Annotated in this window: 21 protein-coding genes; 11 read left to right on the top strand and 10 right to left on the bottom strand. The window is 73.0% G+C overall.

Annotation, left to right across the window (positions count from 1 at the left end; translation table 11 throughout):
- Window positions 1-24 precede the first annotated feature (24 nt).
- The 5 genes from egtB to ABD401_RS16655 all read left to right on the top strand — a co-directional run bounded on the left by egtB (window position 25) and on the right by ABD401_RS16655 (window position 6,045).
- On the top strand, window positions 25-1,398 hold the full coding sequence (gene egtB / locus ABD401_RS16635; protein WP_425566186.1) for an ergothioneine biosynthesis protein EgtB: 1,374 nt from the start codon (window positions 25-27) through the stop codon (window positions 1,396-1,398).
- Window positions 1,398-2,159, top strand: coding sequence for an ergothioneine biosynthesis protein EgtC (gene egtC, locus ABD401_RS16640; protein ID WP_344606732.1), 762 nt, complete (start codon window positions 1,398-1,400; stop codon window positions 2,157-2,159). Before egtB ends, egtC begins: the two co-directional genes overlap by 1 nt.
- On the top strand, window positions 2,156-3,148 hold the full coding sequence (gene egtD / locus ABD401_RS16645) for an L-histidine N(alpha)-methyltransferase (RefSeq protein ID WP_344606734.1): 993 nt from the start codon (window positions 2,156-2,158) through the stop codon (window positions 3,146-3,148). Before egtC ends, egtD begins: the two co-directional genes overlap by 4 nt.
- 188 nt (window positions 3,149-3,336) lie before the next feature.
- Window positions 3,337-4,368, top strand: a complete 1,032-nt coding sequence (locus ABD401_RS16650) for a hypothetical protein (protein ID WP_344606736.1) — start codon at window positions 3,337-3,339, stop codon at window positions 4,366-4,368.
- A 75-nt stretch (window positions 4,369-4,443) separates the two neighbouring features.
- Entirely contained in the window at window positions 4,444-6,045 is a 1,602-nt protein-coding gene (locus ABD401_RS16655) for a multicopper oxidase family protein (RefSeq protein WP_344606738.1), read from the top strand.
- 13 nt (window positions 6,046-6,058) lie between these two features.
- Here the strand turns inward: ABD401_RS16655 and ABD401_RS16660 are convergent, their stop codons facing one another.
- Window positions 6,059-7,360 carry a class I SAM-dependent RNA methyltransferase gene (locus ABD401_RS16660; RefSeq protein WP_425566183.1) on the bottom strand — a complete coding sequence of 434 codons (1,302 nt, stop codon included), beginning with the start codon at window positions 7,358-7,360 and terminating at the stop codon, window positions 6,059-6,061.
- A 79-nt stretch (window positions 7,361-7,439) separates the two neighbouring features.
- On the opposite strand from ABD401_RS16660, the gene ABD401_RS16665 reads away from it, so the two are divergent.
- Both ABD401_RS16665 and ABD401_RS16670 read left to right on the top strand, forming a co-directional pair.
- Entirely contained in the window at window positions 7,440-8,102 is a 663-nt protein-coding gene (locus ABD401_RS16665; RefSeq protein ID WP_344606740.1) for a potassium channel family protein, read from the top strand.
- Window positions 8,102-8,767 (top strand): potassium channel family protein, encoded by a 666-nt coding sequence (locus ABD401_RS16670; protein ID WP_344606742.1) that lies wholly within the window; start codon window positions 8,102-8,104, stop codon window positions 8,765-8,767. Before ABD401_RS16665 ends, ABD401_RS16670 begins: the two co-directional genes overlap by 1 nt.
- Before the next feature lies 1 nt (window position 8,768).
- Here the strand turns inward: ABD401_RS16670 and ABD401_RS16675 are convergent, their stop codons facing one another.
- The 4 genes from ABD401_RS16675 to dut are packed head-to-tail and all read right to left on the bottom strand — an operon-like array spanning window position 8,769 to window position 11,279.
- Window positions 8,769-9,461, bottom strand: a complete 693-nt coding sequence (locus tag ABD401_RS16675) for a DUF3159 domain-containing protein (protein ID WP_344606744.1) — start codon at window positions 9,459-9,461, stop codon at window positions 8,769-8,771.
- 11 nt (window positions 9,462-9,472) lie between these two features.
- Window positions 9,473-9,859: an OB-fold nucleic acid binding domain-containing protein gene (locus tag ABD401_RS16680; RefSeq protein WP_344606746.1), complete on the bottom strand. Its 387-nt coding sequence runs from the start codon at window positions 9,857-9,859 to the stop codon at window positions 9,473-9,475.
- Window positions 9,859-10,749 carry a DUF3710 domain-containing protein gene (locus ABD401_RS16685; protein WP_344606748.1) on the bottom strand — a complete coding sequence of 297 codons (891 nt, stop codon included), beginning with the start codon at window positions 10,747-10,749 and terminating at the stop codon, window positions 9,859-9,861. Before ABD401_RS16685 ends, ABD401_RS16680 begins: the two co-directional genes overlap by 1 nt.
- A 2-nt stretch (window positions 10,750-10,751) precedes the next feature.
- Window positions 10,752-11,279: a dUTP diphosphatase gene (gene dut / locus ABD401_RS16690; RefSeq protein WP_344606750.1), complete on the bottom strand. Its 528-nt coding sequence runs from the start codon at window positions 11,277-11,279 to the stop codon at window positions 10,752-10,754.
- Between the two features lie 76 nt (window positions 11,280-11,355).
- On the opposite strand from dut, the gene ABD401_RS16695 reads away from it, so the two are divergent.
- Window positions 11,356-11,640, top strand: a complete 285-nt coding sequence (locus ABD401_RS16695) for a DUF4235 domain-containing protein (RefSeq protein ID WP_344606752.1) — start codon at window positions 11,356-11,358, stop codon at window positions 11,638-11,640.
- Between the two features lie 16 nt (window positions 11,641-11,656).
- Here ABD401_RS16695 and ABD401_RS16700 read toward each other — a convergent pair whose 3' ends face one another.
- From ABD401_RS16700 to ABD401_RS16715, 4 genes are all read right to left on the bottom strand, one after another.
- On the bottom strand, window positions 11,657-13,051 hold the full coding sequence (locus ABD401_RS16700) for a phosphodiester glycosidase family protein (protein ID WP_344606753.1): 1,395 nt from the start codon (window positions 13,049-13,051) through the stop codon (window positions 11,657-11,659).
- 91 nt (window positions 13,052-13,142) lie between these two features.
- Window positions 13,143-13,439: a DUF4193 domain-containing protein gene (locus ABD401_RS16705; protein WP_344606755.1), complete on the bottom strand. Its 297-nt coding sequence runs from the start codon at window positions 13,437-13,439 to the stop codon at window positions 13,143-13,145.
- 68 nt (window positions 13,440-13,507) lie between these two features.
- Complete coding sequence (locus ABD401_RS16710; RefSeq protein WP_344606781.1) at window positions 13,508-14,365, bottom strand: inositol monophosphatase family protein; 858 nt, start codon at window positions 14,363-14,365, stop codon at window positions 13,508-13,510.
- Window positions 14,362-15,435 carry a ferrochelatase gene (locus tag ABD401_RS16715; RefSeq protein WP_344606783.1) on the bottom strand — a complete coding sequence of 358 codons (1,074 nt, stop codon included), beginning with the start codon at window positions 15,433-15,435 and terminating at the stop codon, window positions 14,362-14,364. The genes ABD401_RS16710 and ABD401_RS16715 overlap by 4 nt, the downstream gene beginning before the upstream one ends.
- Before the next feature lie 599 nt (window positions 15,436-16,034).
- Here ABD401_RS16715 and ABD401_RS16720 point away from each other — a divergent pair.
- Window positions 16,035-16,463: an MFS transporter gene (locus ABD401_RS16720; protein ID WP_344606757.1), complete on the top strand. Its 429-nt coding sequence runs from the start codon at window positions 16,035-16,037 to the stop codon at window positions 16,461-16,463.
- A 90-nt stretch (window positions 16,464-16,553) separates the two neighbouring features.
- Complete coding sequence (sepH, locus tag ABD401_RS16725; protein WP_344606759.1) at window positions 16,554-17,708, top strand: septation protein SepH; 1,155 nt, start codon at window positions 16,554-16,556, stop codon at window positions 17,706-17,708.
- 348 nt (window positions 17,709-18,056) lie between these two features.
- Here the strand turns inward: sepH and ABD401_RS16730 are convergent, their stop codons facing one another.
- On the bottom strand, window positions 18,057-19,172 hold the full coding sequence (locus ABD401_RS16730; RefSeq protein WP_344606761.1) for a polysaccharide deacetylase family protein: 1,116 nt from the start codon (window positions 19,170-19,172) through the stop codon (window positions 18,057-18,059).
- Window positions 19,173-19,476: 304 nt separating this feature from the next.
- On the opposite strand from ABD401_RS16730, the gene ABD401_RS16735 reads away from it, so the two are divergent.
- A complete protein-coding gene (locus ABD401_RS16735; RefSeq protein WP_344606763.1) occupies window positions 19,477-21,390 on the top strand; it encodes a putative glycoside hydrolase in 1,914 nt (637 codons plus the stop codon).
- Window positions 21,391-21,422: the final 32 nt, after the last annotated feature.

Genomic DNA, 21,422 nt, shown 5'->3' on the forward strand with positions numbered 1-21,422 from the left:
GCCGCACGACGGGAAGCCACCCCCCTGTCAAAAAAGGGTGTCACCCTTTTTGAACGGAACGGAGCGGTCGACGGGCTGCGGGAACGGATCGCGGCCGATCTCGAACGGGCGCGGAGGCGGACCCGGGCGCTGACCGACGCCGTCGACGACCGGGATCTGACGCGGCAACACTCGGTGCTGATGTCGCCGCTGGTGTGGGACCTCGCGCACATCGGCAACCAGGAGGAACTCTGGCTGCTCCGGCAGGTGGGGCAGCGCGACGCGATCCTGCCCGAGACGATCGACGAGCTCTACGACGCGTTCCGGCACCCCCGGCGGGATCGGCCGGCACTGCCCCTGCTCGACCCGACGGAGTCGCGTCGCTACGTCGGGGAGGTGCGCGGCCGGGTGCTCGACCTCCTCGAGGCGGCGGCCCTGGAGGGCGCGGATCCCCTGACCCGCGACGGGTTCGTCTTCGGGATGGTCGCGCAGCACGAGCAGCAGCACGTCGAGACGATGTTCGCGACGCACCAGCTCCGGGAGGGCGAGGCGGTCCTGACCGCGCCGCCGGCTCCGCGCCGGTCGGCCGACCTGCGCGCCGCCCTGCCCGCCGAGGTGCTCGTCCCTGGCGGCGAGTTCGAGATGGGCACCGACCTCGAGCCCTGGGCGCTGGACAACGAACGGCCCGCGCACCGCGTGCACGTCCCCGCGTTCTTCCTCGACACGACGCCGGTGACCAACGCCGCGTACGCCGAGTTCGTCGCCGCCGGCGGATACTCCGACGAGCGGCTCTGGCATCCGGCCGGCTGGGGGCACATCCGTTCCGCCGGCTGGGACGCTCCGCAGTTCTGGCGCCGCGAGGGATCGGGCTGGGTGGTCCGCCGCTTCGGGGTCGAGGCCGAGATCGTGCCGGACGAACCGGTGCAGCACGTCTGCTGGTACGAGGCCGACGCCTACGCACGGTGGGCGGGACGCCGGCTGCCCACCGAGGCCGAATGGGAGAAGGCCGCACGCCACGACCCGGGGACCGGCCGGTCGCGCCGCTACCCATGGGGCGACGAGGACCCGACGCCGGAACGCGCGAACCTCGGCGGCCGCCACCTCGGCCCCGCCGTGGTCGGTGCGTACCCCGACGGCGCCTCCCCCGCCGGCGTGCACCAGCTGATCGGTGACGTCTGGGAGTGGACGAGCAGCGACTTCACCGGCTACCCCGGCTTCCGCGCGTTCCCCTACCGCGAGTACTCCGAGGTGTTCTTCCCAGCCCCCGGGGGCCGCAGCGAGTACAAGGTGCTGCGCGGCGGCTCCTGGGCCGTGGACCCCGTCGCCTGCCGCGGAACCTTCCGCAACTGGGACTACCCGATCCGGCGTCAGATCTTCGTCGGCTTCCGGACAGCACGCGACGCAACGGAGCAGAACTGATGTGCCGTCAATTCGCCTACCTCGGCCCGGCGGCGTCGCTGCACGACCTCGTGTACGCGGCCCCGTTCGGGTTGGAGCGGCAGTCGTACGCCCCGCGGCGGCAACAGCACGGGCTGCTCAACGCCGACGGGTTCGGCTTCGGGTGGTACGTCGACGGGCAGGCCGAGCCGGTTCGCTACCGGCGCGCGGTCCCGCTGTGGGGCGAGGAGAACGTGCGCGGGCTGGCACGGGTGACGCGGTCGCGGGCGATCCTCGGCGCGGTGCGGTCGGCGACCCCGGGCCACCCCGTGCAGGAGGGCGCGGCCGCGCCGTTCACCGCCGGGCGTTGGCTGTTCAGCCACAACGGAGCGATCCCCGGTTGGCCGGACAGCGCCGCGGCGCTCGCCGCCGACCTTCCGTTCGCCGCCCTGGCCCGGCAGCAGACGCTCACCGACTCGACGTTGATCTGGGCGTTGCTCCTCGAGCGTCTCGAGGCGGGCGAGGACGCGGGCAAGGCGGTCGCCGCCGTCACGCGACGGGTCCATGAGGCCACCGGGGCGCGGACGAACCTCCTGCTGCTCGACGGCGAGCAGATCGTCGCCACCACCGCCGGCGACACCCTGTGCCACCGCCAGGGCGGGGTCCCGACGCCCGACGGCGACGTCGCGCCCGCGGTGATCGTCGCCTCCGAACCGTTCGACGACGCCGAGGGCTGGATGGACGTGCCCGACAACTCGTTGCTCGTCGCCACCGCCGAGAACCTGACCCTGGAGAGCTTGTGACCATCCTCGAGACGTCGGACCGCTTCACGCTCACCGAGCATCTGCCGCCGGACTTCGCCGAGCAGGCGCTGCGGGCCGACGTCCGCACCGGGCTGACGGCGACGCCGAAGACCCTGCCGCCGAAGTGGTTCTACGACGCCCGCGGCAGCGAGCTGTTCGAGCAGATCACGCGGCTGCCCGAGTACTACCCGACGAGGGCCGAACGGGAGATCCTCGCCCGCGAGGCCGCCGAGATCGCGGCCTCGGCCGAGTCGTCCACGGTCGTCGAGCTCGGGTCCGGGTCGTCGGAGAAGACCCGGCTGCTGCTCGACGCCCTCGACACGGCGGGGACGCTGCGCCGCTACGTCGCGATCGACGTCTCCGCCGCCGCCCTGACCGACGCCGCGAGCGCGCTGCTCCGCGACTACCCGGACCTCGAGGTGAACGCCGTCGTCGGCGACTTCGACTCCCACCTCGACCGGCTCCCCGACTCCGGTGACCGGCGCCTGTTCGTCTTCCTCGGTGGCACCATCGGCAACTTCGCCCCGCCCGAGCGGCGCCGCTTCCTCACGGCCGTCCGCGCCCGGATGCGCCCGGGTGACGCGTTCCTGCTGGGCACCGACCTGGTGAAGTCCCCCGACGTCCTCGTGCCGGCCTACGACGACGCCGCCGGGGTGACCGCGGAGTTCAACCGCAACGTGCTCCGGGTGATCAACCGCGAGCTCGGGGCCGACTTCGCCGTCGAGGCGTTCGAGCACGTCGCGGTCTGGGACGCCCGCAACGAGTGGATCGAGATGCGCCTGCGCACCCGCGAGGCGCAGCGCGTGCACATCGCGGCCCTCGACCTCGAGGTCGCCTTCGGGGCGGGCGAATCGATGCGCACCGAGATCTCCGCGAAGTTCCGCCGCGCCGGCGTCGCGGCCGAACTCGACGCCGCCGACCTGGCCCTGACCCGGTGGTGGACCGACGCCGCCGGGCGGTTCGGCCTGTCCCTCGCCCGCCCCGACTGACCTCCCGATCCGCCGACGTTTGTTTCGGTTCGGTCACATTCGTCTCGCCCGCCTCATCCTTCCCAATTCATGGGTCCGTTTCGCCCCGGACTTGGCGGGCATCGGCCTAAGGTCTGCGTTGCCTGGGAATGCGCCGTGAACGCCCCACGACCAGCGCGCCCGGCCACGACCCCCGGAAGGAAACCCGCATGTACACCCCGAAGCGGCGTCTGCTCGCCGCCACCGCCGCTCTCGCCTCGGCCCTGTTCCTCGCCGGGTGCGCGGACGACGACGACCCCATCGCGTCCCCCAGCCAGCCCAACTCTCCGTCCCCGTCGGCCGCCCCGTCGATCGACGACTTCTGCAAGGCGAAGGTGGCCATCGACGCCGCCTTCCTCCAGGGCGGCCCGCCCGAGGAGGGCGAGGGCTCCGAGTCTGCGAGCCCGGACCCGCAGGTCGTCGGCCAGGGCATCTCCGCGACCTACAAGAGCCTCTACGACGAGTACGTCCGCACGGCGCAGCCCGAGGTCAAGGCCGACGTCGAGAAGCAGGCCGCTGCCCTCGACAAGGCGATCACCGACGGCAACCCCGAGTTCTTCATGGACGCGGACTTCGCCGCCGCCGACAAGGTCGTCGACGACTTCCTGGCCGAGCGGTGCGAGGTCTCGAAGCTGGCGGCCACCGCGGCCGACTACGAGTTCGAGGGCCTCCCCGCCGAGACCTCCGCCGGCCTGACCGCCCTCACCCTCACCAACGAGGGCGAGGAGTTCCACGAGATGGTCCTCATGCGGATCGGCGACGACGTCACCGAGTCCGTCGAGCAGCTCCTCCAGATGGACGACGACGAGGTCGAGGGCAAGGTCCAGCCGATGGGCGTGGTCCTCGCCGCTCCCGGCACCACGGCGACGAACTTCTTCGAGCTGACTCCCGGCCGCTACGCGGTGCTGTGCTTCATCTCCGAGGGTTCGGACGCCGAGCACGAGTTCAACGGTGACGGCCCGCCCCACTTCACCAAGGGCATGATGGAGGAGCTCAAGGTCGTCGACCCGAGCGAGGCGACGGCCAGCCCGAGCGCCGACGCGACCTCCGACGCCGAGTCCTCCTCGGGTTCCGAGTCCAGCTCCGGCTCGTCGTCCGGCTCGTCCTCCGGCTCGTCGTCGAGCTCGGGTTCGTCCTCGGCCTCGACCGCCTCGGACGACGAGGAGACCGCGTCCCCGGAACCGACCTCGACCTCCGGCTGACGCACGTAACATTTCGCTCTGACGACGGGGCCCGGCTTTCCGCCGGGCCCCGTTCGCGCGCTCCAAGGAGACCTGGTGACCGGACCCGGACGGCCGATGCCGCGCCGGCGCTTCCTCGGCGTGGCCGGGGGCGTCGGTCTCGGCGTGCTGGCCGGGTGCGCGAACGACGACCGGCCGGGCCTGATCCCGGTGCCGCCGGCCACCACCGGTCCGACCGCGAACCCGAGCCCCACCGGGATCGGGCTGCTCCAGCCCGGCAACGCGGCCGGCACCCTGGCCGCCTCGCCGATCGAGATCGACCTCGCCGGCACGGTCGTGACGACTTGGGGCTACAACGGCTCCGTGCCTGGTCCGGAGGTCCGGCTCAAGCGCGGGGAGACCGTGCGTGCCCGCCTCACCAACGCCCTCTCGGACGAGACCACGATCCACTGGCACGGGATCAACCTCGTCAACGCGATGGACGGCGTCCCCGGCGTCACCCAGGACGCGGTCCGCCCGGGCGAGCTGTTCGAGTACGAGTTCCGGGTCCCCGACGCCGGCTCGTTCATGTACCACGCGCACGTCGGCCACCAACTCGACCTCGGCCTGTACGGGCCCTTGATCGTCACCTCCGACGTCGAGGAGCCGCTGCCCTACGACCGCGAGTACGTCGTCATGATCGACGACTGGCGCGACGGACTCGGCGTCACCGAGCCGGGCGTCCACTCGGGGCACGCGACCGCCCCGCCCCGCGGCCCGGCCGGCGGCTTCGACTTCCTCGGCGGGTTCGGCGGCAACAAGGGCTCGTCCGCGAGCAGCTCCCCCAGCCCCTCACCGACCGCCGACGACGCCGCGGGTGAGCCCGAGGAGGACGCGCCGCCCCCGCCCGGGGCGAACCCCGGCGAGCGCCTCGGCGGCAAGGTCTACCCGATGTACCTGATCAACGGTCGCCCCGCGGCGGACCCGCAGACCTTCGAGGTGCGGTCCGGGGAGCGCGTGCGGCTCCGGCTGATGAACATCGGGGCCGACACCGGCTTCGTCGTCGCGATCGCCGGGCACCGCATGACGATCACGCACACCGACGGCATGCCGATCGAGCCGGTCGAGGTCGAGGCCGTGCGCCTGGGCATGGGCGAGCGGTACGACGTCGTCGTCACCGCCGACAACCCCGGGGTCTGGCAGCTGGCCGCTCTGCCGGAGGCGAAGAAGGGCTTCGCCCGGGCCGTCCTGCGCTACACCGACGCGGCGGCGTCGGACCCGCCGTCGGTCGACGAGCGGCCCGCGGAACTGAGTGGGCGTCAGGCCCCCTACGACGAACTGCACTACGCCGGCGAGCGCACCCGCCCGAACACCGGGCCCGACCGGACCTTCGACCTGACGCTGACCTCGAACAGCCGCATCAACGGCCAGCGCTACCCCGACGCCGACCCGCTCGAGGTCGCCGCCGGCGAGCTGGTCCGCTTCCGGCTCACGAACACCGCCGACCTCGCCCACCCGATGCACCTGCACGGCCACCCGTTCTGGGTGGCGACACCCTCGGGGCGCGGACCGGTCAAGGACACGGTGCTCGTCCCGCCCCGCGGCGGGGTCGTCGAGTTCGACTTCGTCGCCGACAACGCCGGTGCGTGGTTGTTCCACTGTCACAACCACTACCACATGGAGAACGGCATGAACCGCGAGGTCCGCTACCTCACCTGATGCTGAGGTTCCGTCAGGTGCCTTGTGCCTCTGCCGGTTCGAGCGTCGCCACCGCTTCGAGGTGGTGCGTGTGCGGGAACAGGTCGAACGCCTGCAGCCCGGCGAGGACGTACCCGCGCTCGGCGAAGTACGCGAGGTCGCGGGCCAGCGCGGCGGGGTCGCACGCGACGTAGGCGATGCGCCGGGGCGCCAGCGCCGCGACGCCGTCGACCACCTCGCGGCCGGCGCCGGTGCGCGGCGGGTCGAGCACGACCAGGTCCGCGGGGCCGACCTCCGCGAGCACCGCCGCGTCCACGCCGGCCTCGACGACCCGCGCCCCGGGGACGTCGGCGAGGTTGTCGCGCGCGGCGGCGACGGCGGCCGCGTCGGACTCGACGGCGACGACGGACCCGGGCGCGACAGCGGGGGCGAGCATCCCGGCGAACAGGCCGGATCCGGCGTACAGGTCGAGCATCGTCTCGCCCGGGCGCGGCGCGAGCGCCTCGGCCACCGCCGCCGTCAGCACGCTCGCCGCGGCCGGGTGCACCTGCCAGAACCCGTCGGCCGGGACGGAGAACTCCCTCCCGTCGACGGACTCGAGCACGCGCTGGTCGGCCGCCGGCGAGACCACGACGTCCCCGGTGCCCGCCGCCGGCACCGTCACGGCGACCTCCGCCCCCGGCGGCCACGCGGCGGTCAGCACGCCGGAGGCGTTCACCGCCGGGGCCGCGATCAGGCAGGCGTCGACGGGCTCGACGTCGTGCGAGCGGTGGCGCCGGAACCCGGCCCGCCCGGCCGGATCGACCGCGAACCGGACGCGCGTCCGCCAGCCCGAGCCGTCGCCGGCTCCCGGGACCGCCTCGACGACGGGCTCCAGGTCCAGCCCGGCGAGGCGGCGCAGCTGCTCGGCCAGGACGGCGCCCTTGAGCGCCCGCTGGGCCGCGGGCGTCGCGTGCTGCCAGTCGCAACCCCCGCAGCGCCCCGGGCCCGCGTACGGGCAGGGCGGGACGACGCGGTCGGGTGAGGCGGTCAGCACCTCCACCGCGTCCGCGCGCAGGAAACGGTCACTCGGGCGCCCCTCGGTGACGCGCACGCGCACCCGCTCGCCGGGCAGCGCGTGCCGTACGAACACGACCCGCCCCTCGTGGCGGGCGACGCAGAAGCCGCCGTGCGCGACGGGCCCGACCTCCACCTCGTACTCGGTCCCCGCCAGGCTCCCCGGCCCGGAGCGGCTCGGCCGCGCGGCGCCCCGGCTGCCGGAGCGGTCACCGCCCCGGCGGCTCCTCCGGCGGTCTGGTCGGCGCGGCCGTTCGGAGGGTGAGGAGGAAGGGGCCATGGCGGAGCCGAGACTAGTGGTGCAGGCGTGTAGCGTCCGTGCGGGACGCCAGGAGGCTGGCCGAGGAGGACTTCGCCACGTGCACATCGTGATCATGGGTTGCGGACGTGTCGGGTCGACGCTCGCGCTCGCCCTGGAGGCGAAGGGCCACGACGTGGCCGTCGTCGATCAGGAGTCCGACGCGTTCCGCCGGCTCGGGACCGGGTTCTCCGGTCGTCGCGTCACCGGGGTGGGCTTCGACCAGGAGACGCTGCTCGAGGCCGGCATCGAGCAGGCCGGCGGCTTCGCCGCGGTCTCCAGCGGCGACAACTCCAACATCATCTCCGCACGCATGGCGCGCGAGCAGTTCGGCGTCGAGAACGTCGTCGCCCGCATCTACGACCCGGCTCGCGCCGAGGTCTACGAGCGGCTCGGCATCCCGACCGTCGCGACCGTGAGCTGGACCGCGGACCAGATCCTGCGCAAACTCCTGCCGCCCGGCTCGGAGCCCGTCTGGCGCGATCCGAGCGGCTGCGTGGCCCTCGCGCAGGTCAGCGTCCACCCGGGCTGGATCGGGCTGCCCCTGACCAAGCTGGAAGCGGCGTCCGGCGCCCGCATCGCCTTCCTGACCCGTCTGGGCGAAGGCTTCCTCCCGACCGCCGAGACGGTCCTGCAGGAGGGCGACCTCGTGCACGTGCTGCTCCGCGACGACTCGGCGGACGCCGCGGAGGCCGTGTTCGGTGCGGCGCCGGAGGTGCACTGATGCGCGTCGCCATCGCCGGGGCCGGCGCCGTCGGCCGCTCCATCGCCCGTGAGCTGCTGGGCAACGGCCACGAGGTCCTGCTCGTCGACAAGAGCCCGTCCGCCATCAAGGTCGAGCGCGTGCCCGACGCCGAGTGGCTGCTGGCCGACGCCTGCGAGATGTCCTCGCTGCAGGAGGCCCAGCTGCAGCGGTGCGACGTCGTCATCTGCGCCACCGGTGACGACAAGGTGAACCTCGTCGTGTCCCTGCTGGCCAAGACCGAGTTCGCGGTGCCCCGCGTCGTGGCCCGCGTGAACCACCCCGGCAACGAGTCGCTGTTCAACGAGTCGTGGGGCGTCGACGTCGCGGTGTCGACGCCGCGTCTGCTCTCGGCGCTGGTCGAGGAGGCCGTGACCGTCGGCGACCTGGTCCGCCTGTTCTCGTTCAAGCAGGGCCAGGCCAACCTCGTCGAGCTGACGCTCCCCGAGGACTCACCGCAGATCGGCAACCGCGTCGGCGACGTGCCGTGGCCGACCGACACCGCGCTGGTCGCGATCATCCGGCAGAACCGCGTCCTCGTCCCCTCCCGGGACGACCCGCTGGAGGCCCTCGACGAGCTGCTGTTCGTCGCCTCCGCGGACCAGGAGCGCCGTCTGCAGAACCTGCTGTCCCCGCACGACGACTGAGTCAGGTGCCGGCCGGCGGATCGACCAGCGGCGGATCGACCAGCGGCGTGCGGCCCTTCGCGAGCAGGCCGGCCATGGCGAGCAGCGCGGCCACCTGCAGCGGCCAGCCCATGACGACCTTCGCCGTGCCCAGCAGGCCCACCTCGCCCGCCTCGTAGAGCGGGTACTGCACGAGGACGCGCAGGATGCACGGCGCGGCCAGCAGCAGCGTCAGACGGCTGCAGAGCTTGACCATCGCCGGGTCGGAGCGCCACCCGGTCGGGTCGCCGGTGACCGCGCCGACCATGAAGCCGATCAGCGGCCAGCGGATCAGCACCGTCAGCAGCAGCACCGCGGCGTAGCCGGTGTTGTAGAGGATCCCCGGCAGGAAGTACGCGAGCGCGCCGTCGTCGCCGTCCCCGCCCCGGTCGGCCCGCAGCGCGAAGGCCGCGCCGATCGCGATGCCGAACGCGGCGTTGAGCACGAACTGGACGGTGCTGCGCTGGATCAGCCGCACGACCAGCGCGGCCGCCGCCAGACCGGCGGCGATCGCCAGCGACAACTTGAGTTCGTCGGTGACGACGTAGGCGAGCGTGAACGCCGCGGTCGGGATCGCGGCCTCGAGCACGCCGCGCGGTCCGCCGAGGGCGGTGGAGAGCTGCTTGCGGACGAGTTCCTCGACGGTCTCGACGTTCGGGGGACGCTCCCCCGTCACCGGCTCATCGGTCACCCGACGCCGGGCCGGAGCTCGTAGCGGGGGTTGTAGACCACGGGACGGCCCTCGACCATCGCGACCCGGCCGGTCACCTTCATGCCGCGGCCGGGTTCGACGCCGGCGATCTGCCGCCGGCCGAGCCACACCAGCGAGACCGTGCCCGACCCGTCGTAGAGCTCCGCCTCCAGGGCGGGGACGCCGGCGCGGGGGCGGAGCGTGACGGTCCGCAGCGTGCCGCACATCGTCATGATCTCCCGCTCGCAGCACTGCTGGATCGGGGTGCCGCCGGCGTCGGCGACGTCCTCCTGCAGTTCACGCGCCTCGACCTCGTGGGTCGGGGCCGTGATCCGCCCGATCATGCGCTTGAGCAGGCCCTTGGCCGGCGCGTCGGTGGTCATCAGCGGACCTCGGTGATCTCCGGCCCGCGCTCGAACGGCTTGAGGTCGTCGGTCCGGCGCGCGCCGTCCTCGTCGCCCTCGTCGTCGTCCTCGTCGAGGAACTGCTCGCCGTGCTCGCCGATCTCGACCTCCTGCGGGAGCTGCAGCGGGATCGGGTCGCGCGGGGCCATGGCGTCCTGACCGCGGACGACGACCACGTCGGCGAGGAGGTCCTCGAGCGGACGCCGCAGCGAGGCGTCGGTGGCGGCCTCCCCGGTGATCACGGCGCGGAGGAACCAGCGCGGCCCGTCGACGCCGAGGAAGCGCGCGGTCTGCAGACCGGTCGAGCCGTCGGGCAGGGCGACGCCGACCTCGGCGACGAGCTCGGTGCCGAACCGGCCCTCCTCCTCGGTGGACCGGCCGCCCGAGGCGATGATCCCCTCGGCGATCTCCCCGCGGACCTCGTCCCAGATGCCCATGGTGCGCGGGGCGGCGAACGGCTGGATCTGCAGCGCGCTGCGCTCGATGATCAGCGTCACCGCGACGACCTGGTCCTCCGCGAGCTCCGCCCGCAGCTCCATGCCGTTGAGGATCGGGATGCGGACCCCGCCGAGGTCGACGCGCTCGATCTTGTCCTCGGGGGCGCTGTCCGCGTCCCACGGACCGCCGTCCCGCTCGCGGATCGTGCCCACCGGCCAGGACGGGCTCTGGTCCGCGTCCGCGGCGGAGGTGTCGCCCAGCGCGGCGAGCACCTCGTCGACCTCACCCGGGTCGGCCTCGAGCTCGGCGTCGGCACCGGCGTCGGCACCAGCGTCGGCACCGGCCTCACTGCCGGCCCCGTCGGACTCGGTGTACGAGTCCAGCTCGGCGCCCGCCTCGGGCTCGCCCTTCTTGCGGCGTCGGAAAGCCACGTTCAGTTCCCCTCGTCGATGGGGCCATTCTCGCGCGCGGTCGACTCGCGCGCGGAAAAGCCGCCGGTGGATCCGTGCCCGCCGGTGCCCCGGGCCGAACCCGGCAGCGACTCCACCTCGTGGAACCGCGCGAGCTCGACCCGCTGGATGACCAACTGGGCGATCCGGTCGCCCCGGCGCAGCACGACCGGCTGCTCGGGGTCGTGATTGACCAGAATGACCTGAATCTCGCCGCGGTACCCCGCGTCGACCGTCCCCGGCGCGTTCACGATGCCGACGCCGAACCGGGCGGCGAGCCCGGACCGCGGGTGCACGAACGCGGCGTACCCGGCCGGCAGCGCGATCGCCAGGCCGGTGGGAACCTTCGCACGCTCGCCGGGGGCGAGCACGACGTCGACGGCCGTGCAGATGTCCGCCCCGGCGTCGCCCGGGTGGGCGTACGAGGGGACGGGCAGCTCGGGGTCGAGGCGCTGGACGAGAACGTCGACCCGCTCGCCCACGGACAGGGCTCCCTGCAGGTCAGCGGTCACGGTGCCCGACACTACCCGCCTCTGGCAGGCTTGCCCGCGCAGCCGGGAGATCGGCCGAGCGAGAGCGGAGTGCGGCGTGGCAGAGAGCAACAACGTGGCCTGGAAGGCGGTCGCCACGGGGGGCGCGGTCGCCGCCACCTTCGTGACCCGGAAGGCGGTGGCCGGGGTCTGGAAGGCCGCCACCGGCGGCGCTCCCCCGGAGCACCCCGAGAACCCCGACACCACCTGGGCGCAGGCCCTGGCCTGGGCGATGCTCACCGGCGCGGTCGCGGGCGCGGTGCGCCTGCTCATCACCCGCAAGGCCGCCTCGTCGTGGCGGGCGGCCACCGGCCAGCTGCCGCCCGGCCTCACCACGAGCTGACGCGGGCCGCCGCGGGTCAGTCCTTCGCCGCCAGCCAGACCAGGGCGTCGGCGACGGCGCGCTCGGAACCGACGGGGCGGTTCACGACCTTCCCGCGCACGGCCATGGTGGTCGAGCCGCCGCCGTCGAGGTTGAGCGCCTGGTGCATGCCGAGCGCCTGGGCCACACGCGCCGCCTCCCACAGCGTCGCCCCGACGCTGCGGGGCTGTCGGCCGTCGATCGTGACGAACATCAGGCGGCCCGCGGCGTCGGTGCCGGCGATCGTGCGCGGGTTGCGCCCGAACAGGCTGCTGTCGCGCCGGTGCAGGATCGCCTGGCCGTCGCGGACCAGGCGGTACCGGCCGGTCACGGCGGAGACGCCGTCGCGCAGCGGCAGCCGCCGGCCGTCCGGGCGGTTGACGACGGTCTGCTCGACGTCGAGACAGCCGGCCCGCGCCACGCGGCGCAGCCGCAGGGCGGTCGCGCCGGTGCCCTGCAGGGACGTCTGTGCGCCCGTGAGCCGGACGCCGCGGTGCCCGAGGATCCGCACGGGACAGCCCGCGCGGTCGAGCACGACCTCGACGCCCGGTCCCGTGGGCGTGCGGCCGGCGAAGTCGCGGGTGAACTCGGCGAGCTGACCCGAGTCCGCACACCGCTGCTTGCGCGCCGCCGCGTGCTTGGCGCAGCCCTTCGGCACGTTCGGCGGGCTGTTCACCCGGTTCAGGGTCAGGACGCCCGCTCCGGCGCGGGAGCGGACCTTGCCGGTCCAGTCGAAGCGGCCGATGCGCAGCGCGTTCTGCTCGGAGTCGAGGGCGAGCGTGACCTCCTGCGAGGTCCCGGTCGGCTTCGAGAGCACCCGGCCGTCCGAGATCGTCAGCCCCTGCGGCAGGCCGCGGTAGCGCTTGTCCGCCTGCAGGGAGAAGAACGAACCGTTGACCCCGACGAGCGCGCTGGCCCGGCGCGCGAGGGCGGTGGTGCGGTCCGGGTCCGCGAGCGTCCTGCCGTAGGTGCGCTGCAGGCGCCCGTCGGCCCGGTCCGGGTCGATGGTCAGAACGTTGACCACCCACGGCCCCGTGGACGTCGAGGCCCAGCGCTTGCGCTTGGCCTTCCCCGTGCCGCGGTGGATGACGGTCAGGGTGACGCCGGGCGCGAGTGTCTTGGTCGTGCGGCGCTCGGCCAGGCCCGCCCGGCCGAGCGGCAGGGCGGGTTCGTGGGAGACCCGCGGCGTCTCCGCCGCCCGGGGCGGCGTGGGCGCCGGGTCGGGCGTGGGCGCCAGATTCCCGATCAGCGAGGACAGCGGGTCCGGCGCCGGGGCCGGCGCCGCGGCGACGGCGTCAGCGGAGTCCGGGAGCCCGGCCGTGGCGACCGCGGTCGCCGTGACGATCCCGGCGAGCGCGTAGGAAGCCGGACGAACTCGGCAGAGGAACGTCATGGCCGCACATCATGATCACCGTTTCTGAGTGCGCTCCCAGGGTGCGCCCCGCAGTGAACCTGACGTGCGCCAGACGTGCGCCCGGCGTGCGTCAGGCGCAGTCGCGGCAGATGAACTGGCCGTTCTTCTCGCTCGCGAGCTGGCTGCGGTGGTGCACCAGGAAGCAGGACGAGCAGGTGAACTCGTCGGCCTGCCGCGGGAGCACGCGGACGCTGAGCTCCTCACCGGAGAGGTCGGCGCCGGGCAGTTCGAGGGACTCGGCGAGGTCGGCCTCGTCGACATCCACCGTGCTGGCGCCCTTGTCCACCCGCCGGGACTTGAGCTCCTCGATGCTGTCCTCGCCGAGCTCGTCGTCCGTCTTGCGGGGGGCGTCGTAATCAGTCGCCATGTAGGTCCGGGTCTCCTCGTGCTGATTGGCGGGACCGCAGTATGCCTGCCCGGGGCGGGAATTGTGCCTTAAGGCAGGGCGGGGGTGGCGACGGGGTCCGTCAAGCCCGTCTCGTGACCCGCTCCGGCGGCGAGCAACAACGCCTCCAGCGGGTCGAATAATTCCGGCGGTGCGGCCAGCAGGAACCGCGAGGAGGGTGCCTCGCCGGCGAGGCCCGCCACGCGGGCGCCGGCCTCCGCCGCGATCAGCCCGCCCGCGGCGAAGTCCCACGGGTTGACGCCCCGCTCGAAGTAGGCGTCCACCCGCCCGGCGGCGAGCGCGCACAGGTCGACGGCGCACGCGCCGTGGCGGCGGATGTCCCGGACGGCGGGCAGCACGTGCCGCAGGACCTCCGCCTGGTGCGCCCGACGCCGCGGGTCGTAGCCGAATCCGGTGGCCACGAGCGCGCGGTCCAGCGGCGGGGCCGGGTTCACGCGCAGCGGCCGGCCGTTGCAGGTCGCGCCCTGACCCCGGACGGCGGCGAACGTCTCCCCCGCCGCCGGGACGTGCACGACCCCGACCACCGACTCCCCCGCGACCTCGGCGGCGAGGCTGACCGCCCAGCCACCCAGGTCGTAGAGGTAGTTGACGGTCCCGTCGAGCGGGTCGACCACCCAGCGCACCCCGGAGGTCCCGGGGTGGTCCGTGCCCTCCTCACCGAGCATCCCGTCGGCCGGCCGCAGCCGGGCCAGGGTCTCGGTGATCAGCGCCTCCGCGGCGTGGTCCATCTCGGTGACCACGTCGGTCGGCGTCGACTTCGACGTCACCCGCAGCGGCCCGCTCGGACGCCCGGAGGCGAGCAGGGTGCCCGCCTCCCGGGCCACCAGTAGGGCGACCTCGAGCAGTTCCTGTGTGGGGAGCTCCGTGGGCGATGCCGGCACGCTCAGTCCCGCCCCGCGACCGCGGGCCGGGGTCCCTTCGGGTTCGGGCAGCACCCCGGCGGGCACAGGTCGTAGGACGCGCCGAGCTCGCCGAGCGCCGGCCGCTGGTCCGGCATGACGCTGTTGGCGCGTTCGAGCACGAGCTCACGGATCGCGGCGACGAACTCCGGCGCCGCCCCGACCGTCCCGGCGCGGGCGAACGCCACCCCGAGCTTGTCGGCCTGCTCCTTGAGCTCGACGTCGAGGTCGTACACGACCTCCATGTGGTCGGAGATGAACCCGATCGGGACGACGACCACCGCGGTGGTGCCGACCTGGGACAGGGCGGTGAGGCGGTCGCCGATGTCCGGCTCCAGCCACGGGACCTGCGGCGGGCCGGAGCGCGACTGGAAGACGAGCTCGTAGGGCCGCTCGATCCCGGTCGCCTCCTGCACGCCCGCGGCGACCACGGCCGCGACGTCCTCGTGCTGCCGCACGTAGAGCCCGCCCTCGGGGCCCGCGCTGTACGCCATCGCCATCGGGATCGAGTGCGTGGTGAACAGGATCGTCGCGGACTCGCGCTGGTCGGCCGGCAGCTGCTCGAGCGCAGCGACGGTGTTGGCGACCATCGGCTTCACGAAGCCCGGGTGGTTGAAGTAGTGCCGGATGCGCGCGAAGTTCGGCGCCTTCGGGATGCCGGCCTTCGCCGCGAAGATGTCCTCGCGGTACTGCCGGCAGCCCGGGTACGAGGCGTACGCCGAGGTCAGCAGGACCAGCGCCCGGCGGCGGCCGTCGTCGGCCATCTGGGCGATCGCGTCGCGCAGCGACGGGTTCCAGTTGCGGTTGCCCCAGTAGATGGGCAGGTCGATCCCGTTGACCGCGAAGTCGGCCTCGAGGGCACCCAGCAGCTCGCGGCAGTGCCCGTTGATCGGGCTGACCCCGCCGAAGCGGTGGTAGTGCTCCGCGACCTCGGCGAGGCGCTCGGGCGGGACGTCCTTGCCGCGCGTCACGTTCTGCAGGAAGGGCATGACGTCGTCGGGGCCCTCGGGTCCCCCGAACGACACCAGCAGGAAGGCATCAAAAGGACCGGCGCTCATGTCGGTCATCCTGTCAAAGTGCTGACCCCCTACCGCGACGTGCTCACGCAACCCGGGGCACTGCGGTTCAGCCTGGCCGGCTTCCTCGCCCGCCTGCCGATCTCGATGCTCACCCTGGGGGTCGTTCTGCTGGTCTCCGGGACCGGCCGCTCCTACGCGCTGGCCGGCGCCGCGGCCGGCGCGGTGAACCTGGGTTTCGTCGTCGCGGGGCCCCGCCTGGCCCGCCTGGTCGACGGGTACGGACAGGCCGCGGTGCTGCGTCCGGCGGCGGCCGCGCAGGCCGTCGCGCTCGGCGCGTTGATCCTCGCCGGGACCAACGAGGCGCCGGGAGCCGTGCTGGTCGCGCTGTCCCTGCTCACCGGGATGACGATGCCGAGCATCGGCGGTCTGGTCCGGGCGCGGTGGACGACACTGCTCGGCGGGTCCGACCCGGCGCAGGCTCCGACCGGCGCGGCCCGGCTCCACACCGCTTTCTCCTTCGAGTCGGTCGTCGACGAGGTGATCTTCGTCGTCGGCCCGATCGCGGCGACGCGGGCGCCCGCGGGGCCGCCGGCGGCCTCCTGGCGCTCTACGCGCTGGGCAGCCTGGTGGCCGGGGTCGTGTTCGGCGCCGCCCGCCGGCACGCGCCGCCGTGGCAGGGGTTCCTGGCCGGAGCGGTCGGCATCGGCGCCTCGGCGCTCGCGATGCCGTTCGTGCCGTCCCTGGGCGTCCTGGCCGGGCTGATCGTCCTGGCCGGGGTCCCCATCTCTCCGACGCTGATCAGCGGCATGGGGCTGGTCCGGTCCCTCGCCCCGCCCGCGCGGCTGACCGAGGGCTTCGCCTGGGCGACGACCGGGCTGTCCGTCGGCCTGATGACGGGATCCGCCGCGGCGGGCTGGCTGGCCGAGCACGTCGGGCCGGCGGACGCGTTCTGGGCCGCCACGGTGGCGGCCCTGAGCGCCGCCACCCTGGCCGCCGCGGGGGCGCCACGGCTGCGTCGGGGGCCCGGCGTTCACCCGATCGGAGTAGTTCCCGGCACAGTGCCCTGACTCACGGGCGCGCCTCCACGGCTTTGGCCGCTCGAACGGACAAACTCGTAACCGACCTCAGGTGCCGTCGGCAGCAGGAGGACTTCGGTCATGCAGGATCTCCGTCTCGTCGCGGCGAATGAACGCGGCACCCATCTGGTGCTCCGTTCGCCGGACGGCGAGAAGTTCGTAGTGCCCATCGACGAGCGCCTGCGCGCCGCGATTCGCGGTGACAAGACCCTCCTGTCACAGCTCGACGCCGGCGTCGGCCAGCTGCGACCGCGCGAGATCCAGGCACGTATCCGGGCCGGCGAGTCGGCGGAGCAGGTCGCGGCCGCGGCCGGCGTCCACGTCGACCGCGTGCGCCGGTTCGAGGGACCCGTCCTCGCCGAGCGCGAGCACATGGCACAGATGTCGCAGCGCGCCTCGGTGCGCCGCCCCGGCCAGGCCGAGCTGCGCCCGAACACCCTCGCCGAGTCGGTGCCGACCCAGCTGCAGCTCATCGGCCTCGCGCCGACCGACCTGAACTGGGACTCGTGGCGTCGCGACGACGGCCGCTGGTTGGTGCAGGTCAGCTACGACCACGACGCGCTGACGCAGCAGGCGACGTTCCTGTTCGACCCGCGCGCCCGCACGGTCGTCGCGGAGAACGACCAGGCCCGCTTCCTCACCGGCGAGCTCGAGGAGCACCCCGCTCGCGAGCCGTTCCGGCCCCGGATCGCGGCGCCGGTCCCGCTGCGCAGCGCCGAACCCGTCGCCGAGGTCGAGGACGACGAGGACGTCGAACTCGAGGCCGAGGAGAAGGTCGCCCCGACGGCGATGCGTCGCCCGGACCCGACGCTGAACCGCCGTCCGCCGGACGTCGTAGCGCGCCGCCCCGAGCCGACCCCCGCTCCGCCCCCGGCCCCGCGCCCGGCGACGGTGGTCACTCCCCCGCCGCCCGCTCCGCCCGTGGTCCCGCCGCTCCCGGCGGCCGCTCCGGTCGCCCCGGCGGCCAAGGCCGCTCCGGAGCCGACCCCGGAACCCGCGCCGGCTCCGGCCCCCGCGGTCGAGGCGGCCCCGCGTCGGTCGATCATCGACACCCCGACGCTGCCGATGGACCCGCCGCCGACCCCGGCCGAGGCGATGCCCGTCCGGCGCACCGGGACCCACGACGCGTCCGCGGACGAGGCCCCCGCCCCGACCCCGACCCGCTCCGGCGGCCGTCGCCGCGCCCGGGTCCCGAGCTGGGACGACATCCTGATCGGCACCCGCCCCAAGGAGTAGTCCTCCTCAGATCGTCGAGTCCCCAGATCCACGAGTCGCCAGATCGTCGAGAGGGCCCCGCACCGTCCGGTGCGGGCCCCTCTCGCTCGTTCCTCCTGCGGGATGACGTCCCGCACGGTGCCCCTGTCAGCCCGCCCCCGGGCCGACACCCCACCCCTGCGGGATGACGTCCCGCACGGTGCCGGTGTCAGCCCGCCCCCGGGCTGACAGGGGGCGCTGCGGGACGTCATCCCGCAGAGCAGAGGGGACGGGGCGGGGAGGACCGGGAGACGGCCTCGGCCCGACCCCCGCGAACGGGGATCGGGCCGAGGTGAGCGGCGCAGTTGCTGACGGTCCGTCAGCCAGACGTCACGAGGTGGACGTGGGCGTCGCTGCCGGGGTCTCCTCCGGGGAGGAGGACGGCGGCGTGCTCGCGGTCGCGCTGGGCGACGGGGACGAGCTGGAGCCGCTGCCCTCACCCGCGGGCTCGTACGGGTTCGCCTTGTCGGCCCACTTCGAGCCGACCTTCTTCGTCGACGTCGACGGGAACGAGATCTTGGTCGGGTCACCGTCGGAGGTGTACGCGGCCCACTTGCCCTGGTCGAACAGGTCGAGCCAGTAGGTCGAGTCGGTCTCGACCGGCTTGTTCTTCGGGCCGGAGCGGATGCGCGCGATCTTGTACGGGTCGAAGTCCGCGTCGAAGACCGACTTGGCCGGGTTCGACCCGACCAGCAGGGCCGCGTCGAGGGTGTAGGACTTGCCCTCGAACTCACCCGAGCGGAGCAGCTGCGGGTTGCTCGGCGAGATGCCGAACGGCAGCGCGATGGTGTTCACCTTCGCGTCAGGCGCCTGCGCCTTGATGGCCGCGATGTTGTTCGCGATCTCCTTCTGCACCGTGGTGTCGGAGCTCTGCTTGAGGTTCGCGTGCGTCACCGTGTGGACGCCGACCTCGTAGCCGTGCTCGACCAGCCAGGGCAGCGCCTTCGGGTCGTTGAACGAGGTGTCGTTCACGTAGAAAGAACCCATCGCGCGGAAATCGGGATTTTCCTTCGCGAATGCCTCCAGAACGCCGACCGCGGAATCCGGGGTCGGATTGCCGTCGGCATCGATCTGAATCTGGCTCGCGGACGAGTCGTCGAAGGTGAGCACCACCGGGTGCTTGCCGGCCGGGACGTCGATCTCCCCGGCCACCATCTGCGCGACGGTGATCGGGACGAATCCGGCCTTGTGCATACGCGCGAGCTCGGCCTTGAACTCGGCCGGCGTCTGGTCGTAAACGCAGGCGCTGCAGACCTCCGCCTTGACCTGGTGGTACATCATCACCGGGATCGCGGCGAGCTCGTTGGCCTTGACCGAGGCCGGGTCGACGGCCGACGGCTCCGGGGTCGCGTCGGGCGTCGGCGTGGTGGTCTCACCCGCCGTCGGGGCCGGGCTCTCGGCGACGTTCGGATCGTCGTCGTCGCTGCTGCAACCGGAAAGCAACAATCCGGCAACGAGAGCCGCCGCCACTACATCGCGTGGGCGCATTTTCCCCCCAAAGTCGTTTGGTACTGCCACTCTTGGTCTGCGTGATCTTGCGACCAGGATCAGTTCGCTGATCATTAACGGTGATCATGGCGTACCCGTGCGGGCGAGGGTGGGGAAATCAGCGCGCCGCTTCGGCTTCAACTCGGTAAAGGTGGATGGGGATATGACGGGCTCTGATGGCATGCCGCCCGCCCCGTGGGGGGCATCCGGCGACGGCGGAGAGGGCACGCCGGCTGTGCCGCCGCCGGTGGTTCCGGCGGCTGTGCCGGCTGCAGGGCCGGTCGTGGCGAAGAAGCGCAAGACCGGACGCAACGTCGCCATCGTCGGTGGTGTCGCCGCCCTGCTGCTCGTCGTCGGGGCCGCTGCCTCGCCGCTCGGTGCGGGCTCCAAGGTCGAGCTGGTCGCCAGCCAGACCGGGATGCTGAACGCTGACGCCGCGAAGAACCTCGTCTTCACCATCAACGGCGCGAAGATGTCCGACGTCACCCTGAAGCTGGACGGCCAGGAGGTCCAGGGCACGCAGGAGGGCGACAACATCGTCTACCGCGCCCCGTCCGACCTCGCCGACGGCAAGCACACCTTCTCCGCCTCCAAGGACGGCCGCCTCCCCGGCCGGACCGCCACCTCCACGCAGTCCTTCGAGATCGACACCGTCGCGCCGGTCGTGACGTTCGAGATCCCGGACGAGCCGGTGAAGATGGACCAGGCCTTCACCCTCAAGGGCAAGGTCGAGGGCGCCAAGACCGCGGAGATCAACGGCGAGCAGCTCGACCTCGCCAACGACGGCTCGTTCTCCAAGGAGTTCGCGGCCCCGCCGCGCGGCGCGATCCTCAAGGCGACCGACGAGGCCGGCAACGTCACCGAGCAGGCAGCGTCCATCCCGGTCTTCAACCCGGCGGTCCGCTCCGTGCACATCACCGCCTTCGGGTGGTCGTCCTCGACCCTGCGGGAGCCCGTCCTGCAGATGCTCAAGGACAAGAAGATCGACAACGTCCAGCTCGACATCAAGGACGAGGACGGCATCGTCGGCTACCAGTCCGAGGTGCCGCTGGCGAAGGCCGCGGGCACCGGGACGGACCGCTACAACGCCGCCGACGCCCTGAAGCAGATCCACGACCTCGGGGGCACCGTCACCGGCCGCATCGTCGCCTTCCGCGACCCGAAGCTCGCGGGCTGGGCCGTCAAGAACGGCAAGATGGACCTGGTCATCCAGAACTCCTCGGGCGGCGCGTACGACGCCGGCAAGTACGGCCGGGCGTCGTTCACGAACTTCGCCAACTCCGAGGTCAAGGACTACAACATCAGTCTGGCCGAGGAAGCCGCCAAGCTCGGCTTCGACCAGATCATGTTCGACTACATCCGCAAGCCGGAGAACTCGGGTCAGGTCTACCCGGGCATCGGCGACCGTGACGCGATGACCGCGATCGTCGACTTCGTCGCCGAGGCGGCTCCCCGCGTCCGTGCGGCCGGCGCCTTCGTCGGCGCCGCGGTCTACGGCATCTCGGCGTTCACGCCGGTCTCGGTCGCGCAGGACATCCCCGGCATGGCGAAGCACCTCGACTTCATCGCGCCGATGGTCTACCCGTCGCACTGGGGCCCGGGCGAGTACAGCGTCGCCTCGCCGAACAGCCAGCCGTACGACATCGTCAACCGCTCCGTCATGGAGTTCAACCGCCTCGTCCTCGGCACGGACTGCGCGATCGTCCCGTGGCTGCAGGACTTCTCCCTCGGTGTGCGTTACGGCGTCGCGGAGGTCAAGGCCCAGATCAAGGCCGCGGCCGACGCCGGCATCAACGGCTTCTACCTCTGGAACGCGTCCAGCAAGTACACGGCCGCGGCGCTCGAGGCCATGCAGCCGGGTGACGCCCAGCCGGGTGAGCTCATCTACTCCATGGTCCGCCCGGGCGTGAACCCCGGCGAGGGCACCAAGGACGCCAAGGCGGCCGAGGAGTACATCAAGGCCTACTTCGAGGCTAAGAAGAACGGCACCACGTTCGTGCCGCCGGGATCGCAGACCACGCCGGACCCGGCCACGACCGAGGGCACGGAGTCGTCGACCGAGGAGTCGACCGACTCCGCGGCCGACTCCGCGACACAGTCGGAGGGCACCGAGTCCGCGAGCACCGAGTCGACGGACGGCGCCACCGCCTCCCCGTCGCCCTCGGCCACGCCGTAGGCACCTCGGCGTCAACTCAGCAGCAAACCGGA

It is taken from the genome of Sporichthya brevicatena, assembly GCF_039525035.1.
In the GTDB taxonomy this organism is placed as follows: Bacteria; Actinomycetota; Actinomycetes; order Sporichthyales; family Sporichthyaceae; genus Sporichthya; species Sporichthya brevicatena.

Excerpts from the sequence above, each read along its gene's own strand:
- egtC (WP_344606732.1), top strand. The coding sequence starts at position 1,398 with ATGTGCCGTCAATTCGCCTACCTCGGCCCGGCGGCGTCGCTGCACGAC.
- ABD401_RS16650 (WP_344606736.1), top strand. The coding sequence starts at position 3,337 with ATGTACACCCCGAAGCGGCGTCTGCTCGCCGCCACCGCCGCTCTCGCC.
- ABD401_RS16660 (WP_425566183.1), bottom strand. The coding sequence starts at position 7,360 with ATGGCCCCTTCCTCCTCACCCTCCGAACGGCCGCGCCGACCAGACCGC.
- ABD401_RS16670 (WP_344606742.1), top strand. The coding sequence starts at position 8,102 with ATGCGCGTCGCCATCGCCGGGGCCGGCGCCGTCGGCCGCTCCATCGCC.
- ABD401_RS16680 (WP_344606746.1), bottom strand. The coding sequence starts at position 9,859 with ATGACCACCGACGCGCCGGCCAAGGGCCTGCTCAAGCGCATGATCGGG.
- ABD401_RS16700 (WP_344606753.1), bottom strand. The coding sequence starts at position 13,051 with ATGACGTTCCTCTGCCGAGTTCGTCCGGCTTCCTACGCGCTCGCCGGG.
- ABD401_RS16705 (WP_344606755.1), bottom strand. The coding sequence starts at position 13,439 with ATGGCGACTGATTACGACGCCCCCCGCAAGACGGACGACGAGCTCGGC.
- ABD401_RS16715 (WP_344606783.1), bottom strand. The coding sequence starts at position 15,435 with ATGAGCGCCGGTCCTTTTGATGCCTTCCTGCTGGTGTCGTTCGGGGGA.
- sepH (WP_344606759.1), top strand. The coding sequence starts at position 16,554 with ATGCAGGATCTCCGTCTCGTCGCGGCGAATGAACGCGGCACCCATCTG.